The organism is Streptacidiphilus melanogenes (assembly GCF_000787835.1).
Classification (GTDB): Bacteria; Actinomycetota; Actinomycetes; order Streptomycetales; family Streptomycetaceae; genus Streptacidiphilus; species Streptacidiphilus melanogenes.
In genome coordinates this window covers 14,623-29,615 of sequence record NZ_BBPP01000065.1, presented here as the reverse complement: position 1 = coordinate 29,615, position 14,993 = coordinate 14,623, and the positions used below count along the sequence as shown (strand labels likewise).

At 73.7% G+C, this 14,993-nt stretch carries 11 protein-coding genes, 1 tRNA gene and 1 pseudogene; 6 read left to right on the top strand and 7 right to left on the bottom strand.

Going from position 1 to position 14,993, the window contains the following annotated elements; genetic code table 11:
- From TR49_RS36830 to TR49_RS46135, 3 genes are all read right to left on the bottom strand, one after another.
- Positions 1–1,495: DEAD/DEAH box helicase (locus TR49_RS36830; protein WP_439654160.1), on the bottom strand; the 1,495-nt coding region annotated here is incomplete at its 3' end.
- Between the two features lie 73 nt (positions 1,496–1,568).
- Positions 1,569–1,642, bottom strand: a tRNA-Met gene (locus TR49_RS36825).
- A 108-nt stretch (positions 1,643–1,750) separates the two neighbouring features.
- Positions 1,751–2,287: an MFS transporter gene (locus TR49_RS46135; protein ID WP_052434943.1), complete on the bottom strand. Its 537-nt coding sequence runs from the start codon at positions 2,285–2,287 to the stop codon at positions 1,751–1,753.
- Between TR49_RS46135 and TR49_RS42150 the strand changes: the two are divergent.
- Positions 2,283–2,669, top strand: a pseudogene (locus TR49_RS42150) (TetR-like C-terminal domain-containing protein); the annotation flags it as partial. The gene TR49_RS46135 and the pseudogene TR49_RS42150 overlap by 5 nt on opposite strands.
- A 9-nt stretch (positions 2,670–2,678) precedes the next feature.
- On the opposite strand, the gene TR49_RS36810 reads toward TR49_RS42150, so the two are convergent.
- Positions 2,679–3,080 carry a peptidoglycan-binding domain-containing protein gene (locus TR49_RS36810; RefSeq protein WP_042390176.1) on the bottom strand — a complete coding sequence of 134 codons (402 nt, stop codon included), beginning with the start codon at positions 3,078–3,080 and terminating at the stop codon, positions 2,679–2,681.
- Between the two features lie 281 nt (positions 3,081–3,361).
- Between TR49_RS36810 and TR49_RS36805 the strand changes: the two genes are divergently transcribed.
- From TR49_RS36805 to TR49_RS36795, 3 genes are all read left to right on the top strand, one after another.
- Positions 3,362–3,940, top strand: a complete 579-nt coding sequence (locus TR49_RS36805; protein ID WP_042390175.1) for an RNA polymerase sigma factor — start codon at positions 3,362–3,364, stop codon at positions 3,938–3,940.
- Positions 3,937–4,767, top strand: coding sequence for a hypothetical protein (locus TR49_RS36800; RefSeq protein ID WP_042390172.1), 831 nt, complete (start codon positions 3,937–3,939; stop codon positions 4,765–4,767). The genes TR49_RS36805 and TR49_RS36800 overlap by 4 nt, the downstream gene beginning before the upstream one ends.
- A 139-nt stretch (positions 4,768–4,906) precedes the next feature.
- Complete coding sequence (locus tag TR49_RS36795; protein WP_042390170.1) at positions 4,907–6,436, top strand: FAD-dependent monooxygenase; 1,530 nt, start codon at positions 4,907–4,909, stop codon at positions 6,434–6,436.
- A gap of 226 nt (positions 6,437–6,662) precedes the next feature.
- On the opposite strand, the gene TR49_RS36790 is transcribed toward TR49_RS36795, so the two are convergent.
- The 3 genes from TR49_RS36790 to TR49_RS36780 all read right to left on the bottom strand — a co-directional run bounded on the left by TR49_RS36790 (position 6,663) and on the right by TR49_RS36780 (position 9,815).
- Positions 6,663–7,859 carry a hypothetical protein gene (locus TR49_RS36790; protein WP_152627658.1) on the bottom strand — a complete coding sequence of 399 codons (1,197 nt, stop codon included), beginning with the start codon at positions 7,857–7,859 and terminating at the stop codon, positions 6,663–6,665.
- Positions 7,860–8,020: 161 nt separating this feature from the next.
- Positions 8,021–8,791 carry a carbonic anhydrase gene (locus tag TR49_RS36785; RefSeq protein WP_052434942.1) on the bottom strand — a complete coding sequence of 257 codons (771 nt, stop codon included), beginning with the start codon at positions 8,789–8,791 and terminating at the stop codon, positions 8,021–8,023.
- A gap of 169 nt (positions 8,792–8,960) precedes the next feature.
- A complete protein-coding gene (locus tag TR49_RS36780; protein ID WP_042390166.1) occupies positions 8,961–9,815 on the bottom strand; it encodes a hypothetical protein in 855 nt (284 codons plus the stop codon).
- 625 nt (positions 9,816–10,440) lie between these two features.
- Between TR49_RS36780 and TR49_RS36775 the strand changes: the two genes are divergently transcribed.
- Both TR49_RS36775 and TR49_RS36770 read left to right on the top strand, forming a co-directional pair.
- Positions 10,441–11,121: a restriction endonuclease gene (locus tag TR49_RS36775; RefSeq protein ID WP_042390183.1), complete on the top strand. Its 681-nt coding sequence runs from the start codon at positions 10,441–10,443 to the stop codon at positions 11,119–11,121.
- Between the two features lie 222 nt (positions 11,122–11,343).
- Positions 11,344–14,940 (top strand): GH92 family glycosyl hydrolase, encoded by a 3,597-nt coding sequence (locus TR49_RS36770; RefSeq protein WP_052434941.1) that lies wholly within the window; start codon positions 11,344–11,346, stop codon positions 14,938–14,940.
- Positions 14,941–14,993 lie beyond the last annotated feature (53 nt).

The following is a 14,993-nucleotide window of genomic DNA, read 5'->3' as shown; positions in this document are numbered from 1 at the left end:
GCCGGGACCGCGGGGCCCGGCGTGGAGCCGGGGTGCGCTGCGCGGCCGGGGAGGCCGCGGCCGGCGCCGGCGCGGCGATGACGACGGGGACGCCCGAGGGGCGGCGGGCGCCGGTGATCCGGACGAGCTCCGGGTCGCCGGGGCGGACCCGGTCGTCGTTGGGCCGGATGCCCGCGTCCCTGAGCAGCTGCGCGGTCTCGCGGCGCTGGTGGGACAGGACCAGGGTGACCACGGTGCCCGACGCCCCCGCGCGGGCCGTGCGGCCGCCGCGGTGCAGGTAGTCCTTCGGGTCGGTCGGCGGGTCGACGTTCACGACCAGGTCGAGGTCGTCGACGTGGATGCCCCGGGCCGCGACGTTCGTGGCGATCAGCGCGGAGACCTCGCCCCGCTTGAACTGGTCCAGGACCCGGTTGCGCTGCGGCTGGGACTTGCCGCCGTGCAGGGCCGCGGCCCGCACGCCGTTGGCGAGCAGGTCCTTGGCCAGCTTGTCGGTGGCGCGCTTGGTGTCCACGAACATGATCACGCGGCCATCGCGGGCCGCGATCTCCAGCGTCACGTCGCGCTTGTGCTCGTCGTTCACGTAGAGCACGTGGTGCTCCATGCTGGTGACGGCGCCCGCGCTCGGGTCGACGGAGTGCGTGACCGGGTCGTTCAGGAAGCGGCGGACCAGCCGGTCCACGTTCTGGTCGAGCGTGGCCGAGAACAGCAGCCGCTGCCCGTCGGGGCGCACCTGCTCCAGCAGGGCCGTGACCTGCGGCAGGAAGCCCATGTCGGCCATCTGGTCGGCCTCGTCCAGCACCGTGATCTCGACCCGGTCGAGCCGGACGTCGCCGCGGTCCAGCAGGTCCCGCAGCCGGCCGGGGGTGGCGATGAGCACGTCGACGCCGCGCTTCATCTCGCCCGCCTGGCGTCCGATCGACAGACCGCCGACGACGGTCGCGAGCCGCAGGTTGACGGCGGTCGCGTAGGGGGACAGGGCGGTGGCGACCTGCTGGGCCAGCTCGCGCGTCGGCACCAGGACCAGCGCCAGCGGGGACTTGATCTCGGCGCGGCGGCCCGCCGTCCGGGCCAGCAGGGCGAGGCCGAAGGCGAGGGTCTTGCCGGAGCCGGTGCGGCCGCGGCCGAGGACGTCGCGCCCGGCGAGCGCGTTGGGCAGCGTCGCGGCCTGGATCGGGAACGGCTCGGTGACGCCCTCGCGCACCAGCGTCGCCTGGAGCGCGCGGGGCAGCTCCATCTCGGCGAAGGACGCGGCAGCCGGGAGCCCCGGCTTCTGCGGCGCCGGCACCTCGAAGTCACCCTGCGCGGCCAGCACCTGGCGCTTCACGGGGCGTCGCTTCGGCGCGCCGAAGGACTGCCCGCCCCGGCGGCGGCCGCCCTCCGGGTTCGCCTGCCACCCGCCACCGCGCTTCTTCCCGGCGCGCTCCTCCGGGGAGAGCGGCCGGCCGAAACGGGTCGCCGGACGCTGATCGTCGGACCGGTTGGTGCGGTGGTTCACGGCAGACCTTCCACAAGAAGCCACGAAAAAGCCCTGTGGGCCCGGCCGAGCGGCCGGGCCCACAGAGTCGAAGTAGCGGGGACAGGATTTGAACCTGCGACCTCTGGGTTATGAGCCCAGCGAGCTACCGAGCTGCTCCACCCCGCGTCGTTGGATCAAAGGTAACAGAGTCGGAGGAGGTCGGGGGTGCCGCCGGACGTGACGGCACTCACCCTCCGCGGCGGGCCGACGCCCTTTCGGGCGGGTGACGAGGCGTCAGCGCGGCACTCGCGACGGTTTCCCCAGGCCGCGGACGGTGCTCCTGGCCTCGGTCTTTTCGCCGGAGGGCGCCGCCTCGGGGCGGCTGGGCAGCAGCAGGCACAGCGGGAGGACGACGTTTGTGAGGGCCGCCGACCACCAGAACGCGACGTCGAAGCCGTGCGCCAGGGCGGCCGGGGTGCGGGCGTGGGCGGTGCCGCGCCGGAGGACGACGGCGAGGACGGCGATGCCCACTGAGCCGCCGATCTGCTGGGCGACGCGCGTGATGACGCTCGCGTCCGGGATCTCCCGGTGTGCCAGGCCGGCGTAGGCGGCACCGGCGGGGGCGATCATGGCGGCGCCCTGGGCGACGCCGCGGACCAGGAGCGCGACCATGGGCCAGACCGGGCTGGTCCGGGCGGTGACGAACGCGAGCATGACGGCGGTCACGGCCACGAAGGCGAACGCCCCGAGGGCGACCGTGCGGGGGCCGAGGCGGTCGGTGTACCGCCCCGCCGGCCCGCGGGCCAGGGGCGCGCCGACGCCCAGCGACACGGGAACCCTGCGCGGGGACGTCCTCACCCTGATGCGGGAGATCAACTCCACCCGCGTCGAGCTCATCACTGTGATGAACATGCACCTGGCCGGCCCCCGGCAGGAGACCGGCACCAGCCCCGGCGAGCTCCTGGACCCCCTGGTGACGGGCCGCGCGGAAGCCCTCGACGTCCTCTTCGCGCGCGCCGCCGACCGCGGCGAGGTCGACCCGGAGGTGCTCACGGCCCGCGTCAAGTCCCTCCGCTTCGACCTGCTGCGCCACGAGATCCTGACGACCTTCGCCCCCGTGCCCGACCCCGTCCTCGAGGAGATCGTCGACACGCTCTTCCTCCCCTGGTGCGGTGATCCTCACGGGCCGGGCCGGGCGGAGGCGAGGTCCTAGGTCCGTCCGTCAGTTGAAGCTGGGGATGTAGGAGTAGCAGTACCCCTTCCCGCCCGCGAACGTGCCGTAGTACGGGTCGCCCTCGACGAGCAGCATGTCGCCCGTGGCCGGGCCGACGATGCCGTCGACCTCGGACGGGTACCACTGCTTCTGGACGAACCGGATCGCGTCGTCGGTCGCCGGACCGAAGACGCCGTCCTCGGCGATCGTGGGGTGGGCTCCGGGGTCGTTGACCGTGACGAAGTAGTTGTACATGTGCTGGACGCACCAGACGGCGTGCGGGTTGTTGGCCTGGTGGTAGCCGATGTAACCGACGCCGGGCTGGGCGTTCGCCGTGCCCGCGAGGCCCATCACGGCCATGACGGCCGCTGCGGCGGCGACGCCGGCCTTGGAGCCCAGGTTCTTGAGCATGGTGGTGACCCTTCATCTGTGAGGAGTGGGCGCCGGCGGAAGCAGTCGTGGCCGGCCGTGACGACTGTGACAGGAGCGGCGGGGCCCGGAACGCCCGCGGCGGCCGTCCCACCCGTCCCGGGAGGCTGCCCACGCCCGCGACCTGCCCGTCCCGGTCAGGGCCGGGTGACGAACGGAGACGTCCCGACCTGTGGGACGCCCCGGCGTCGACCGTCCCGAGGAGTCTGTTGCGGTCGGGGGCGGTGCGGACATGTAAGGGTGTCACCTGCGAGAGGACACCCATGGCGATCCGCACCGAGCCCGAGTACGAGGCGATGTACCGGGCTCACTATTCCGACGTGCTGCGCTTCGTGGCACGTCGCGCCGATCCGGCCCACGTCGACGAGATCGTCGGCGACACCTTCTGGACCGCCTGGAAGGCCCGGGCGAGGTTGCCCGAGGACGTGCGGCCGTGGTTGTTCACCACGGCGCGCAACACGATGCTCAACGCCGGACGGGGTCTGCGCCGACGACAGGCGCTGATGGTCCGGATCGCGGCGGCGCCCGTCAGCGGCGCGGACGAGGTGACCGACCCCGGCGGCCTGGTGGCGGCCCGCGTCGACCTCGCCTCGGCCTGGCAGCGGTTGACACCCCAGGACCAGGAGGCCCTGGCCCTGGTGGTGTGGGACGGCCTGACCGACACCCAGGCCGCCTCGGTCCTCGGCTGCTCCGCCCCCGCCTACCGGATGCGCCTGGCCCGCGCCCGCGCCCGACTGCGCGAGCTGCTCCAGCAGCCCGAACCCGGGCTGCCTCCGGCCCGGTCCACTGCCCACCTCCCCTCCACCTCCGCCGTCACGCCCCGCGAACGGAGCCCGCGATGACCGAGAACCTCGACCTCGACCTGCTGCTCGCCACCCACGACCCGGCCCCGGCCGAGGAGCTGTCGGCAGCCGAGACCCATCGCCGCGAGTGGCTGCTGCGCACGGTGCTCGCGGACACCGCCCCCGACGGCCGGGCCGGCCGGCCCAGGGGCGGGCTGCTGCGTCGCCTGGGCCTGGGCCTGGCCGGAGGGGCGCTGCTCGCGGGCATCGCCGGGGCGGGCGCGCTGGTGCTCGCGCCCGGCACGGTGCAGGACGCCTACCACCGCCTCCGTTACGGCACCGCGCTGCAGCCGATGTTCACCTCGGCCGAGCTGGCCTCCTGGACCGGGGCTCCCGCTCCCGCCAGCAGCCAGGGAGCGGCGTGGTGCGAGCGCTCGCTGCGCGAGGCCCCGGGGTACGGCAGCCCGCAGACGGTGCTCTACGCCGACCTGCGCGGTCAGGTCGCCTCCGAGATCGTCACCCGTGCCGGGCGCTTCTTCCTGTGCATGTCCGCGGAGCGCGGCGGCGGCTTCTGGGACACCATCGACCCGGTCCCCGCCGCTCTCGGAAGCCGTCAGGTGCTCATCGACACCGGCGGTGGCCATGGCGTGGGCGGCGGCGACGGCCGCGACGGCTTCGGCTACGCCACCGGCTTCGCCGGCGACGCCGTCCGCTCGGTCACGATCCACTCCGACGGCCACGACACCACCGCCCTGGTCCGCGACCGCCGTTGGACCGCCTGGTGGCCGATGCGCTTCTCCGACTCCGTGGGCGCGGGCACCGTCACCATCACCGCGACCGACGGCACCAGTCGGACCGTTCCGGAGGCCCAGCTGTACCGGCAGTAGAGCCACGGACCGGCGACGCGAGTCGCGTGGCAGGCGGGTTCGCTTCCCACTAGCCTCTCCCACGTCGTGGTCGGGGTGATCGCATTCCTCGGCCGGGCCCACCGGCAGCATTGGCTGCCCCAGTTGGGGAGCAGGAAGCATGAGTGACCCGATTCTCGTCGTAGGAGCCGGTCCGGTCGGGCTCGCGGTGGCGGGCGAGCTGGCGCGGCGGGACGTCCCGGTCCGCATCGTCGACACGCTCGCCGCGCCGACCACCGAGTCGCGCGCCATCGTGGTGCACGCCCGCAGCCTCGAGATGCTCGAACGCGTGGGCGTGCTCGACGAGATCACCGAGTCCGGCATCAAGGCCACCGGCATCGAGATGCACGCGTCCGGGCGGGTCCTCGCCCGCGTCGAGCTGGACGTCGTCGACAGCCCCCACCCCTACTCGGTCGTCACCGCGCAGACCGAGACCGAGCGCATCCTGGCCGGGAACCTGGCCAAGCACGGGGTCGAGGTGGAGCGCGGCGTCTCGCTGGTCGCTCTGGAGCAGGACGCGGACGGGGTCCGCGCGACCCTGCGCGGCTCCGACGGTGCCGAGGATACCGTCACGGCCTCCTGGCTGGTCGGCGCCGACGGTGCGCGCAGCGCGGTGCGGCACCAGATCGGGTCGGCGCTGGAGGGATCGTTCCACGGCGAGCGCTTCCTGATGGGCGACGTGCATGCCCAGCACGACTTCGACCCGCGCTCGATGTACACCTTCTTCTCCGCGCACGACGGCCCGCTGATGGTCTTTCCGATGAAGGGCGACCGGATGCGGCTGATCGCCCAGATCCCGACCGCCTCCGCCGACGAGGCCAGCCAGGAGTGGCTGCAGCGGATCACCGACGAGCGGGCGCCCGGACGCATCCGGATCCACGACTCGCTCTGGCTGACCTGCTTCGAGATCCGCCACGCCCAGGTGCCGCAGTACCGCACCGGGCGGGTCTTCCTGGCCGGTGACGCGGCGCACATCCACAGCCCTGCGGGCGGCCAGGGCATGAACACCGGCCTCCAGGACGCCTTCAACCTGGGCTGGAAGCTCGCCGCCGCCCACCGCGGGACCGCGTCCGAGACGCTGCTCGACAGCTACCACGCCGAACGCCACCCCGTCGCGGCCCGCGTCATCGGGTTCAGCACCCGGCTCACCCAGCTGAGCACGCTGGCGAACCCCGTCGCCCAGCACGTGCGCAACGCGGTCCTGCACACGGCCACCGGCCTCGGCCCGGCCCGTCAGGCCCTGGCGGACGAGGCCGAGGAGACCATGCTGGCCTACCACGACAGCCCGGCGGTCGTGCCGTCGGCGGCGCGCGCCAAGCTCCGCAGCGGGGACCACCTGCCCGACGTGCCGGGCACGGACCTGCGCACGGTGCTGTCCGCCGAGACCGGCCACGTGCTGGTGACCGTCGGCGCCCTCCCGGCGGCGGCGCCGGTCCCCGGTGTCCGGCAGGTGCTCCTGGCGGACACCGATGCTCCGGTCGACGGCTTCGACGCCGTGGTCGCCGACCCCGACCGGCGCGCGGCAGCCCGCTTCGGCCTGACCTCGGGCCGCATCATGGTCCGCCCGGACGGCTACGTGGGCGCGGTCGCCGCCGCCTCCGACGACCGGTCGCTCACGACCTACCAGGAGCTCACGACCCACCTCGGGTAGGCCGCGGCACCCCACCACCGCATCGGCCGCCGAACCCTGGCGGCCGGGACGGTGGTGGAGCCATCACCTGGCTCTGGCGCAGGACCGCTGCGGGCTGCACGCCGAGGTCCTCGCCACCCGTGCCCGCGCCCGTCGGCTGGCCCTCTGGCTTGCACGCCTCCGGCTGACCTGAGCGGCTCCGGGCCGGGGCCCGGAGGGCCCGGCCCCGAGCGCGGGTTCGGGTGGGTCAGGAGGTGTGCGGCACCCAGACGGCGGCGTGGAACGCGCCGTTGGCGTTGACCGGGGCGGAGGGTGCGAGGGCCGCGCTGCCGGCCACGATGCCGTGGCGGTTGACCTGCGCCGCGAAGGAGTTGAGGCCGCCGAGCGAGGGCAGGTAGGTGAAGGCCCCGGTGTCGACGCGGGCGACGAAGGCCAGGGAGTTGGGCGCGAAGTCGTCGCCGACCATGAGGTTCCCGGCGATCTGGTCGACCTCGGTGACCCCACTGCCGGGGCCGACCATGCGGGTGGTGTGCGTGGTGAGGTCGAAGGTGGTGGACAGCAGGCTGTCCCCGCCGACGGCGGTGTCGCCGCTGACCAACTCCCCGGTCAGCAGGTGGGATCCCATGTCCGTCCTGGTGCCGGTGCGCAGGTCGTAGGCGTATCCGGAGTAGCCGTTGCCGGCCGTCCTGGACTGCCCGACGACGACGGAGCCGCTGACGTCGTTGGCCGTGCTGGAGGCTCCGCCCAGCGTGCCGAGGTCGGTCATGGTCCGGGTGCGCAGGTCGTACGCGTATCCGTGCGTGGTGCCGGGTGCGTTCGGCAGAGTGGAGTCGCCGACGACGACCGTGCCGCTGACGGCCGCCGCCGTGCTGCCGCCCGACGGGCCGGCGAGGGAGCCGAGGTCGGTCATGGTCCGGGTGCGCAGGTCGTACGCGAACGCGTGGCTGACCTGGTCGCCCGGCAGCGAGGACGTCCCGACGACAACGGTGCCGCTCAGGCCGGTGACGGTGGCGGTGCTGCCGCCGAGCGTGCCGATGTCGACCATCGCGTGGGTCCGGAGGTCGTAGGCGAACCCGTGGGTCGGCCCGCCGTCGCCGAGGTCCGAGGTGCCGACGACGAAGTCCCCCGTCACGCCGCTCGCCCGGCTGGAGCCGCCCAGCGAGCCGAGGTCGGTCATGGTGTGGCGGCGCAGGTCGTAGGCGAAGGCGTGCTCGGCGGCGTCGCCGCTCGTCTCGGAGCTGCCGACCACCGTCCGGTCGTCGACGGCGGTCGCCGTACTGCTGGTGCCGCCGAGCGTGCCGAGGTCCCGCACGGTGTACGACGTGGACGGCGCCTTGGCGACCGAAGACGCGTCGGCCGCGTCGGCTGCGTAGGCCGGACCCGCGCCGACGGCGAGCAGCCCGGAGACGGCCAGTGCCGAGGCGCGTAAGCGAATCATTCCCATGGTGCCCCCCTGAAACGATGGACAGAGCGTGCGCGGACGTGCGCGGGACGACGGGCCCGCCGTGCCCTCTCCCTGGACACGGTCCGCCCGGCGGTCCGGTCTTCACTTGTACCGCAGCGCCCGTGCGTCCGAAAGTGGGCGTGCGCGCGCCAACTCGCTTGTCAGAAACAGAAGTCGACCGCTCCGGTGTCCAGCGAGTAGTAGGCGCCGACGACTCGGGCGCGGCCCTCGCGCTCGAACGGTTCGAGCAGGGCGTCGTGCTCCAACTGGTGGACGGTCAGCCGGATCTGGGCGCGGATGGTGTTCTCGACCTGGTCGCCGGGCAGCCCCTTGGCCGCCTCGTAGGCCGGGCGCAGGGCGTCCAGCACATCCTTGAGATGGGCGGGGGCCTCCTGGCCGGCGTTCAGCGTCTCCACCGCGAAGACGACCGCGCCGCAGCGCTGGTGGCCCAGCACGACCAGGAGCGGCGTCAGCGACTCCTGCACGCCGTACTCCACCGCGCCCTGGACCAGGCCGTCGTTGGTCTGCGCGGCCGTGCGCACCACGAAGAGGTCGCCGACGCCCCGGTCGAACACGATCTCCGGGGGAACACGGGAGTCGATGCACGAGAAGACGGTCGCCAGCGGGTGCTGACCGGCCGCCACCTCCTCGCGGCGCGCCACGGTCTGGTTCGGGTGCCGAAGTCGTCCGGCGACCCAGCGCCGGTTGCCGTCCTCGAGGATGCGCAGGACGCGATCCGGGGTGAGCGGGGGGCTGTCCGCCGCGTCGCCGCTTCTCGCCGCGGCGGGCCCGGCCGCGCGGGCGCCGACGGCCGCCGCCGGGGCGGCCGCCCACAGCGGGGCCGCCGCGAGCCCCGTCGCACCGGCGACCAGGACACTCCGTCGGGTCCGTGCGGCCCGACTGACCTGGGACGGCTCTACGGGCTCGGACATCTCGGCGGCTCCTTCGACGGATCGGCGTCGGTCACGTGGACCGAGTATGCGCGCCCGGGGTGGTGACCCCCGGTCATGGCCGCGGGGCCGAAGCCGATTTCACCCGGACGCAGGGGTTGCCGACGGTTTCCGAACCCGGAGCGCTGACGGCAGCCCGGAGCGCCGGCCGTCAGTCGGCCAGCAGGTCGACGCGGTGCTCGGCGAGGTCGGTGATCAGGTCCGGACAGGCGTTGCCCGTGTAGAACGTGCCGCCGTCGGCGCGGTGCTCCTCGGTGAGGAGGTAGGTGTGCATCACCAGGCCGTAGGTCTGGTCCCCGATGTACTCGCCCTTCACGGTGTCGCGGTCCGGGCCCAGCGCGGCGAACGGGTGACGGCCGATGCCCATGGCCTCGTCGCCGATCGTGAAGGTCCAGTACACGCCCCACCAGGCCTCCAGTTCGCCGACGGGGACCAGGCGCCGGGCCTCCGGCCCGCCGACGGCGACGCGTCCGGACGCGTCGGCCTCCGTCCCGGCCGGCACCTCCTGGCCGCCGAGGACGGCGAAGGCGCGCGGCCGGTAGCCGTCGGTCTCCGCCAGCAGCCGCAGCCGCTCGCCGCGCAGCGCCCGCAGGTCGGTGCGATGCTCGACGACGTCCTCGACCTCGTCGGGGGGGAGCTCGGCCTCACGGTCGACCGCCTTGCGGAGCCGGAGCCGTGCGAACTCCTCGTCCGTGCCCAGGTAGCGGCCCCGTACCGTGCCGCCGCCGGTCGTGCCGCAGCTCTCGAAGGGCTCGCCCCTCCAGCGGAACGTCCAGTGTGCCTGGTACCAGGCGTCCAGGCGCTCGGGATCGACGAGGTACACGTAACGGCGCTCGGCTCCGTCGCGCTGCTGCTCGAGACCCGACGGCGCGCGTCCGTCGTCCCTGGCGCGCAGCGACAACCGCGGCCACAGGCCGGCCCGGCTCCAGCAGGGATACGCGATCCCCTGCCACACGGCCCACTCGTCCTTGGCGGCGAGAACGCCGTCCTCCTCCGGCCGCGTCACGCGCCCTCCTCCCCGCTTCGGGCCGGGGCACCCGACCCCGCCCCCGGGTGGACGAGCTTAGGGCCCGGCAAACCGGAGCGACCCGTGCACCCGGGCTCTGCGCCGGGCGTACGCCGGTCATGAACGCGCCATCTGTGATCGGGGACGAGTCCACTCAGAGGGCGCATCGGTCCGTCGAGTGTCGTCCGTCGGCGGCGGCTCGGGGCGCGAGGCCGGGCGACCCGGGGAGGGATCGCCCAGGTCAGCGCTTCGCGAGCGGCCTGCCGGGGTGGGCCCGAGTGTCGGGTGCGGTCCTGTGGCCGATTGTCGGCGGGTGGAGGACCGCAGCGCCGACGGATCGTCAGGAGCTGTCGGTGGCCGCTGCTACACCGGTTCCCAGGGGCAGATCCGCGACAGGAGGCTCTGCCGACAAGGGGAGGGGACAGGCCATGCCACCCGAGGGCTACCACGACGTTCGCCGGCACATCCGGCGCAACCCGCGACCGAGGACCAAGAAGACCAGCGGCTGGGTCGTCGCCGCGGCCCTGGTCGGCGTCCTGTGGTTATGGGGGCACGGAGGCACCAGCAGCGCCTCCACCTCCTCGCCGAGCAGCCCGGCCCCGACGGCCAGTTCGGCAGGCCGCTGATGGGAGGGCGACGACCGGACCGCTTCCGGGTGCGACCACCGCGCACGCTGCCGGAGTTCGCCGCCGCCGCCGTCATCGCCCTGGTCGCCGGTTCCTGGCTGGTGGACGGGGCGCGGTGGTTCGAGCCTTACGCGCTCCCCGCCGTCGCGGTCCTGGCCGTCCTCACCGCGTCGGGGGCGGCCTTGTGGTGGCGGATCCGGATCGGCCGCCGGGAGGCGCAGCGCGAGCGGGTGGCGCTGCTGCGGTTCAGCCTGGCCCGGATCGACGCCATGGACGACAGGCAGTTCGAGTTCGCGCTGCGGGACCTGCTCATCCGCGACGGCATACCCGCACGCCAGGTCGGCCGACAGGGCGACCAGGGCGCGGACGTGATCGGCGACGACCCGGCACGGGGCCGGATCGTGCTCCAGGCCAAGCACACCAAGGTCGGCGGGAAGGTCGGCGCCCAGGTCATGTACGGGGTGAAGGGGACGGCCGGTCCCGTGCACAAGGCCGCGGTGGCGGTCGTGGTCACCAACGGCTCGTTCACCCGCGACGCCAAGGCATGGGGCGACAAGCACGGCGTCCACTGGGTCGACCGCGAGGCCCTGCGGCGCTGGGCCTCGGACGGAACGCCGCTGCCCGCCCTGCTCGGCCTCCCGCTCACGGCCCGCGTCCGGGGGCGTCTCAGGGCCGCCTGAGGCAGTGCGGCGTACTGACAACGTCGCCGACCGAGACGCTCGATGACATCACGTCAGATGTGGTCGCGGACCTTGACGCTGTCCGCTGGGGCATGAGTCACTGCCGCAGTGTCAACGATGACAACGATGTCGATGCCGTTACCCCGTCGCCCCCGTCCTCCTCGTCAACCCCGTCCGTCCCGTGACCGGACCCGGACCCGCGGGCGGGGACGCCTGCCGCTGATGGGAACGCTGGCCGCGACGGTGGCCGGTGCCCTGATCGTGGCGCTCGCCCCCGCCGCCACCGCACAGGCGGCCGCCTCGCCCGCACCGGTCGCCGACCCCGCGTCGCTGGTCGACCCCATGGTCGGTACCGGCAGCGGCGGCGCCGTCGTCGGCCAGGTCGACACCTTCCCCGGCGCCGACATGCCGTTCGGCATGGTCCAGTGGAGCCCCGACACCCCGTCGCGCCCCGACGGCGGCGGCTACAACATCGCCGACTCCAAGATCACCGGATTCAGCCTCACGCACCTGTCCGGGCCCGGATGCCCGATCGCGGGGGACTTCCCCGTCCTGCCGATGACCGGAGCGCTGCCGACGAACCCGGACTCGGCCGCCGCCACGATCGACCGCGCGTCGCAGACCGCGCACCCCGGTTCCTACACGGTGACCGCCGGGGGCGTGCACACGCGGCTGGCGGTGACCCCGCGCACCGGTGTCGCGCAGTTCACCTATCCGTCGTCCCACCAGGCCCGGCTGCTGGTGAAGGTCGCGGACAGCGCCAACGGCAGCTCCGCCGCCGACTTCCGCACCGTGGGCGACCGTGAGATCACCGGCTCCGTCACCAGCGGCCACTTCTGCGGCCAGCCGAACAGCTACACGGTGCACTTCGCCGCCCGCTTCGACCGGCCCTTCACCGCCTCGGGCACCTGGGGCGGGACGAGCCCCGCGCACGTCGCCACCTCGGCGGGCGGCACGAGTGTGCGCGAGCGGGGCAAGCAGATCCCGCAGCCCAAGAGCTTCCCGAGCGCCGGGGGCACGGCACCCGCCGCCTCCCAGGGCTCCGGTGTCGTGGCCGGCGGCTGGCTCACCTTCGACACCACCAGGAACACGCACGTCGGGATGCAGGTCGCCGTCTCGTACGTCAGCGTGCAGGGCGCGCTCGACAACCTGAGCGCCGAGGCGCACACGTACGACGTCGGCACCGTCGCCCTCGCGGCCAAGGCCGCGTGGAACCGGCAGCTCCGCACGATCTCCGTCGCGGGAGGCAGCCGCACCGCGCAGGCGACCTTCTACACGGCGCTGTACCACGCCTCGCTGGAGCCCAGCCTCTTCAGCGACGCCCACGGCCGGTACATCGGCTTCGACGACAGGATCCACCAGGTGGCGCGGGGGCACGCCCAGTACGCCAACTACTCGGGCTGGGACATCTACCGCTCCCAGACCCCGCTGCTGGCCACCCTCGACCCGAAGGTGGCCGCGGACATGGCCACCTCGCTGCTCAACGACGCCGCCCAGGGCGGTTCGCTGCCCAAGTGGCCCTCGGCCAACGGCTACACGGGTGTCATGAACGGCGACTCGGCCGATCCGATCCTCGCCGACACCTACGCCTTCGGCGCGCGGGGCTTCGACGCCGCGGCCGCCCTCACCGACATGGTGAACGGCGCCGACGGCGACACCGGTGCCCCCGGCCAGGGTTGGTACGTCGAGCGCCCCAACGGCGCCGCGTACGTCAAGGACGGGTACGTCCCGAACACCGGCTCCGACTCGATCAGCCCGGTGCCCAACGGCGCCTCCGAGACGCTCGAGTACGCCCTCGACGACTTCTCCGTCTCGCGGCTCGCGCAGAGCCTCGGCCGGAGCTCGGACAGCGCCGTGTTCACCAAGCGCTCGCAGAACTGGGCGAACGTCTTCGACACCGCGAACGGCTACGTCGAGCCGCGCGACGCCGCCGGAGCCTTCCCCTCCGGGCCACCCGTGAAGGTCTCCGGCTTCGGCCAGAACGGCTTCCAGGAGGGCAACGCCGCCCAGTACACATGGATGGTCCCGCAGAACCTCGCGGGCCTGGTGCAGGGCCTTGGCGGCCGGCAGGCGGCGGCCGAACGGCTCGACGCCTACTTCACGCAGCTCAACGCCGGCCCCGACGCGCCCTACCAGTGGCAGGGCAACGAGATCGCACTCGACACCCCGTGGGTCTACGACAGCATCGGGCAGCCGTGGAAGACGCAGTCGGTCGTCCGGCGCGTGATGAGCCGGCTGTACTCCCTCACCCCCGGCGGCGAGCCCGGCAACGACGACCTCGGCGCGATGAGCTCGTGGTACGTCTGGGCCGCGCTCGGGGTGTACCCGCAGACCCCGGGCGTGCCGATGATGGTGCTGGGCGCTCCCGAGTTCCCCGAGGCCACGGTCCACGGGGCGTTCGGCGCGTTGACGATCGACGCCCGGGGCGCGGGCGACGCCTACGTCAAGGCCCTGCGCGTCAACGGGCAGGACACCGGTCAGACCTGGATCGACCTGACCAGGACGCACCGGCTGGACTACACCCTCTCCACCACGCCGGACACCGGCTGGGGCGCGGACGCCGCCGACGCCCCGCCCTCGTTCGGGGCCGGTCCGGTGCGGTTCCCGCCGAGCACGAGCGCCGCAGTCGCCCTGACCCCCGGTCAGGTGCGGCTCGCGCCCGGAGCCGGCACGACCGTCGCGGTCGAGGTCGACAACACTCTCGGCGCAGGCCCGGCGACGGTCTCCTGGACCGCGACCGCGCCAACCGGACTGTCGGTCGGTCCGGCCGCGGGCACGGTCTCCGTGCCGGCCGGCGGCACGGCCCGGACGACGCTGACGATCGCCGCCGCCGCGAGCGCCACCACCGGCTACTTCCAGGTGGCCTTCGCCGCCCACGCCGCGAACGGCGCGGTCATACCGGGCGCGTCGCTGCTGACCACGGTCGCCCGGCCCGGCGAGTCGATCCCGACCGCCTACGTGTCCAACTACAGCGACAACACCGTCACCCCGGTGGACACCCGCACCCGCAACGCCGGCCCGGCCATCCCCGTGGGCGCCGGACCGGACGGCATGACGCTGGCGGGCGGCGACCTGTTCGTCGCCGACAACAACAGCAACGACGTCACCGTGATCGACACCACCACCGACGCCGTGGTCAAGACGGTCCATGTCGGCGACGTGGCGGCGGACGTGGCAGCCACCCCGGACGGGAAGACGGTGTGGGTGACCGACTTCGGCGACGGAACGGTCCAGCCGATCGACGTCGCGACGCTCACCGCGGGCGCGCCGATCACCGTGGGCAGCCAACCGGAGCGACTGGCCGTCAGCCCGGACGGCACGCAGCTGTGGGTGGCGAACCAGGGCAGCGGGACCGTCAGCGACGTCGACCTCGGGACACGCTCCGTGGCCCACACCATCGCGGTCGGCGCAGCCCCCTTCGGCGTGGCCATCACCCCCGACAGCGCCCGGGTCTACGTATCCGACGGCGGCGCCTCCTCGGTCTCCGTCATCAGCACCGCCTCGGCCGCGGTGACCGCGACGATCACCACCGGAGCCGGCCCCCAGTACGTCGCCGTCACCCCGGACGGCACCACGGCCTACGTCGCGGACTCCGGCGCCGGGGGCATCACGCCGATCACCCTCGCGACGGACACCGCCGGCCCCTTCATCCCCACCGGCTCCGGCGCCTATGCCGTCGCCTTCAGCCCCGACGGCGCCACCGCCTGGGTGGTGGACTCCAACACCGACCAACTCGTCCCCGTCTCCGTCCCCACCTCCACCCCGGGCTCGCCGGTCACCGTGGGCAACGTCCCGGACGGCGTCACCGTCGCCGGCTGACGGGCCCACGACGGGCCGGATCCCGCCCGGCGCGGCCGCGCACACCACCGTGC

What these genes read in the sequence shown, in the direction of transcription:
- TR49_RS36810 (WP_042390176.1), bottom strand. Translation starts at nt 3,080, where the DNA reads ATGCTCAAGAACCTGGGCTCCAAGGCCGGCGTCGCCGCCGCAGCGGCC.
- TR49_RS36805 (WP_042390175.1), top strand. Translation starts at nt 3,362, where the DNA reads ATGGCGATCCGCACCGAGCCCGAGTACGAGGCGATGTACCGGGCTCAC.
- TR49_RS36800 (WP_042390172.1), top strand. Translation starts at nt 3,937, where the DNA reads ATGACCGAGAACCTCGACCTCGACCTGCTGCTCGCCACCCACGACCCG.
- TR49_RS36795 (WP_042390170.1), top strand. Translation starts at nt 4,907, where the DNA reads ATGAGTGACCCGATTCTCGTCGTAGGAGCCGGTCCGGTCGGGCTCGCG.
- TR49_RS36790 (WP_152627658.1), bottom strand. Translation starts at nt 7,859, where the DNA reads ATGGGAATGATTCGCTTACGCGCCTCGGCACTGGCCGTCTCCGGGCTG.
- TR49_RS36785 (WP_052434942.1), bottom strand. Translation starts at nt 8,791, where the DNA reads ATGTCCGAGCCCGTAGAGCCGTCCCAGGTCAGTCGGGCCGCACGGACC.
- TR49_RS36775 (WP_042390183.1), top strand. Translation starts at nt 10,441, where the DNA reads ATGGGAGGGCGACGACCGGACCGCTTCCGGGTGCGACCACCGCGCACG.
- TR49_RS36770 (WP_052434941.1), top strand. Translation starts at nt 11,344, where the DNA reads ATGGGAACGCTGGCCGCGACGGTGGCCGGTGCCCTGATCGTGGCGCTC.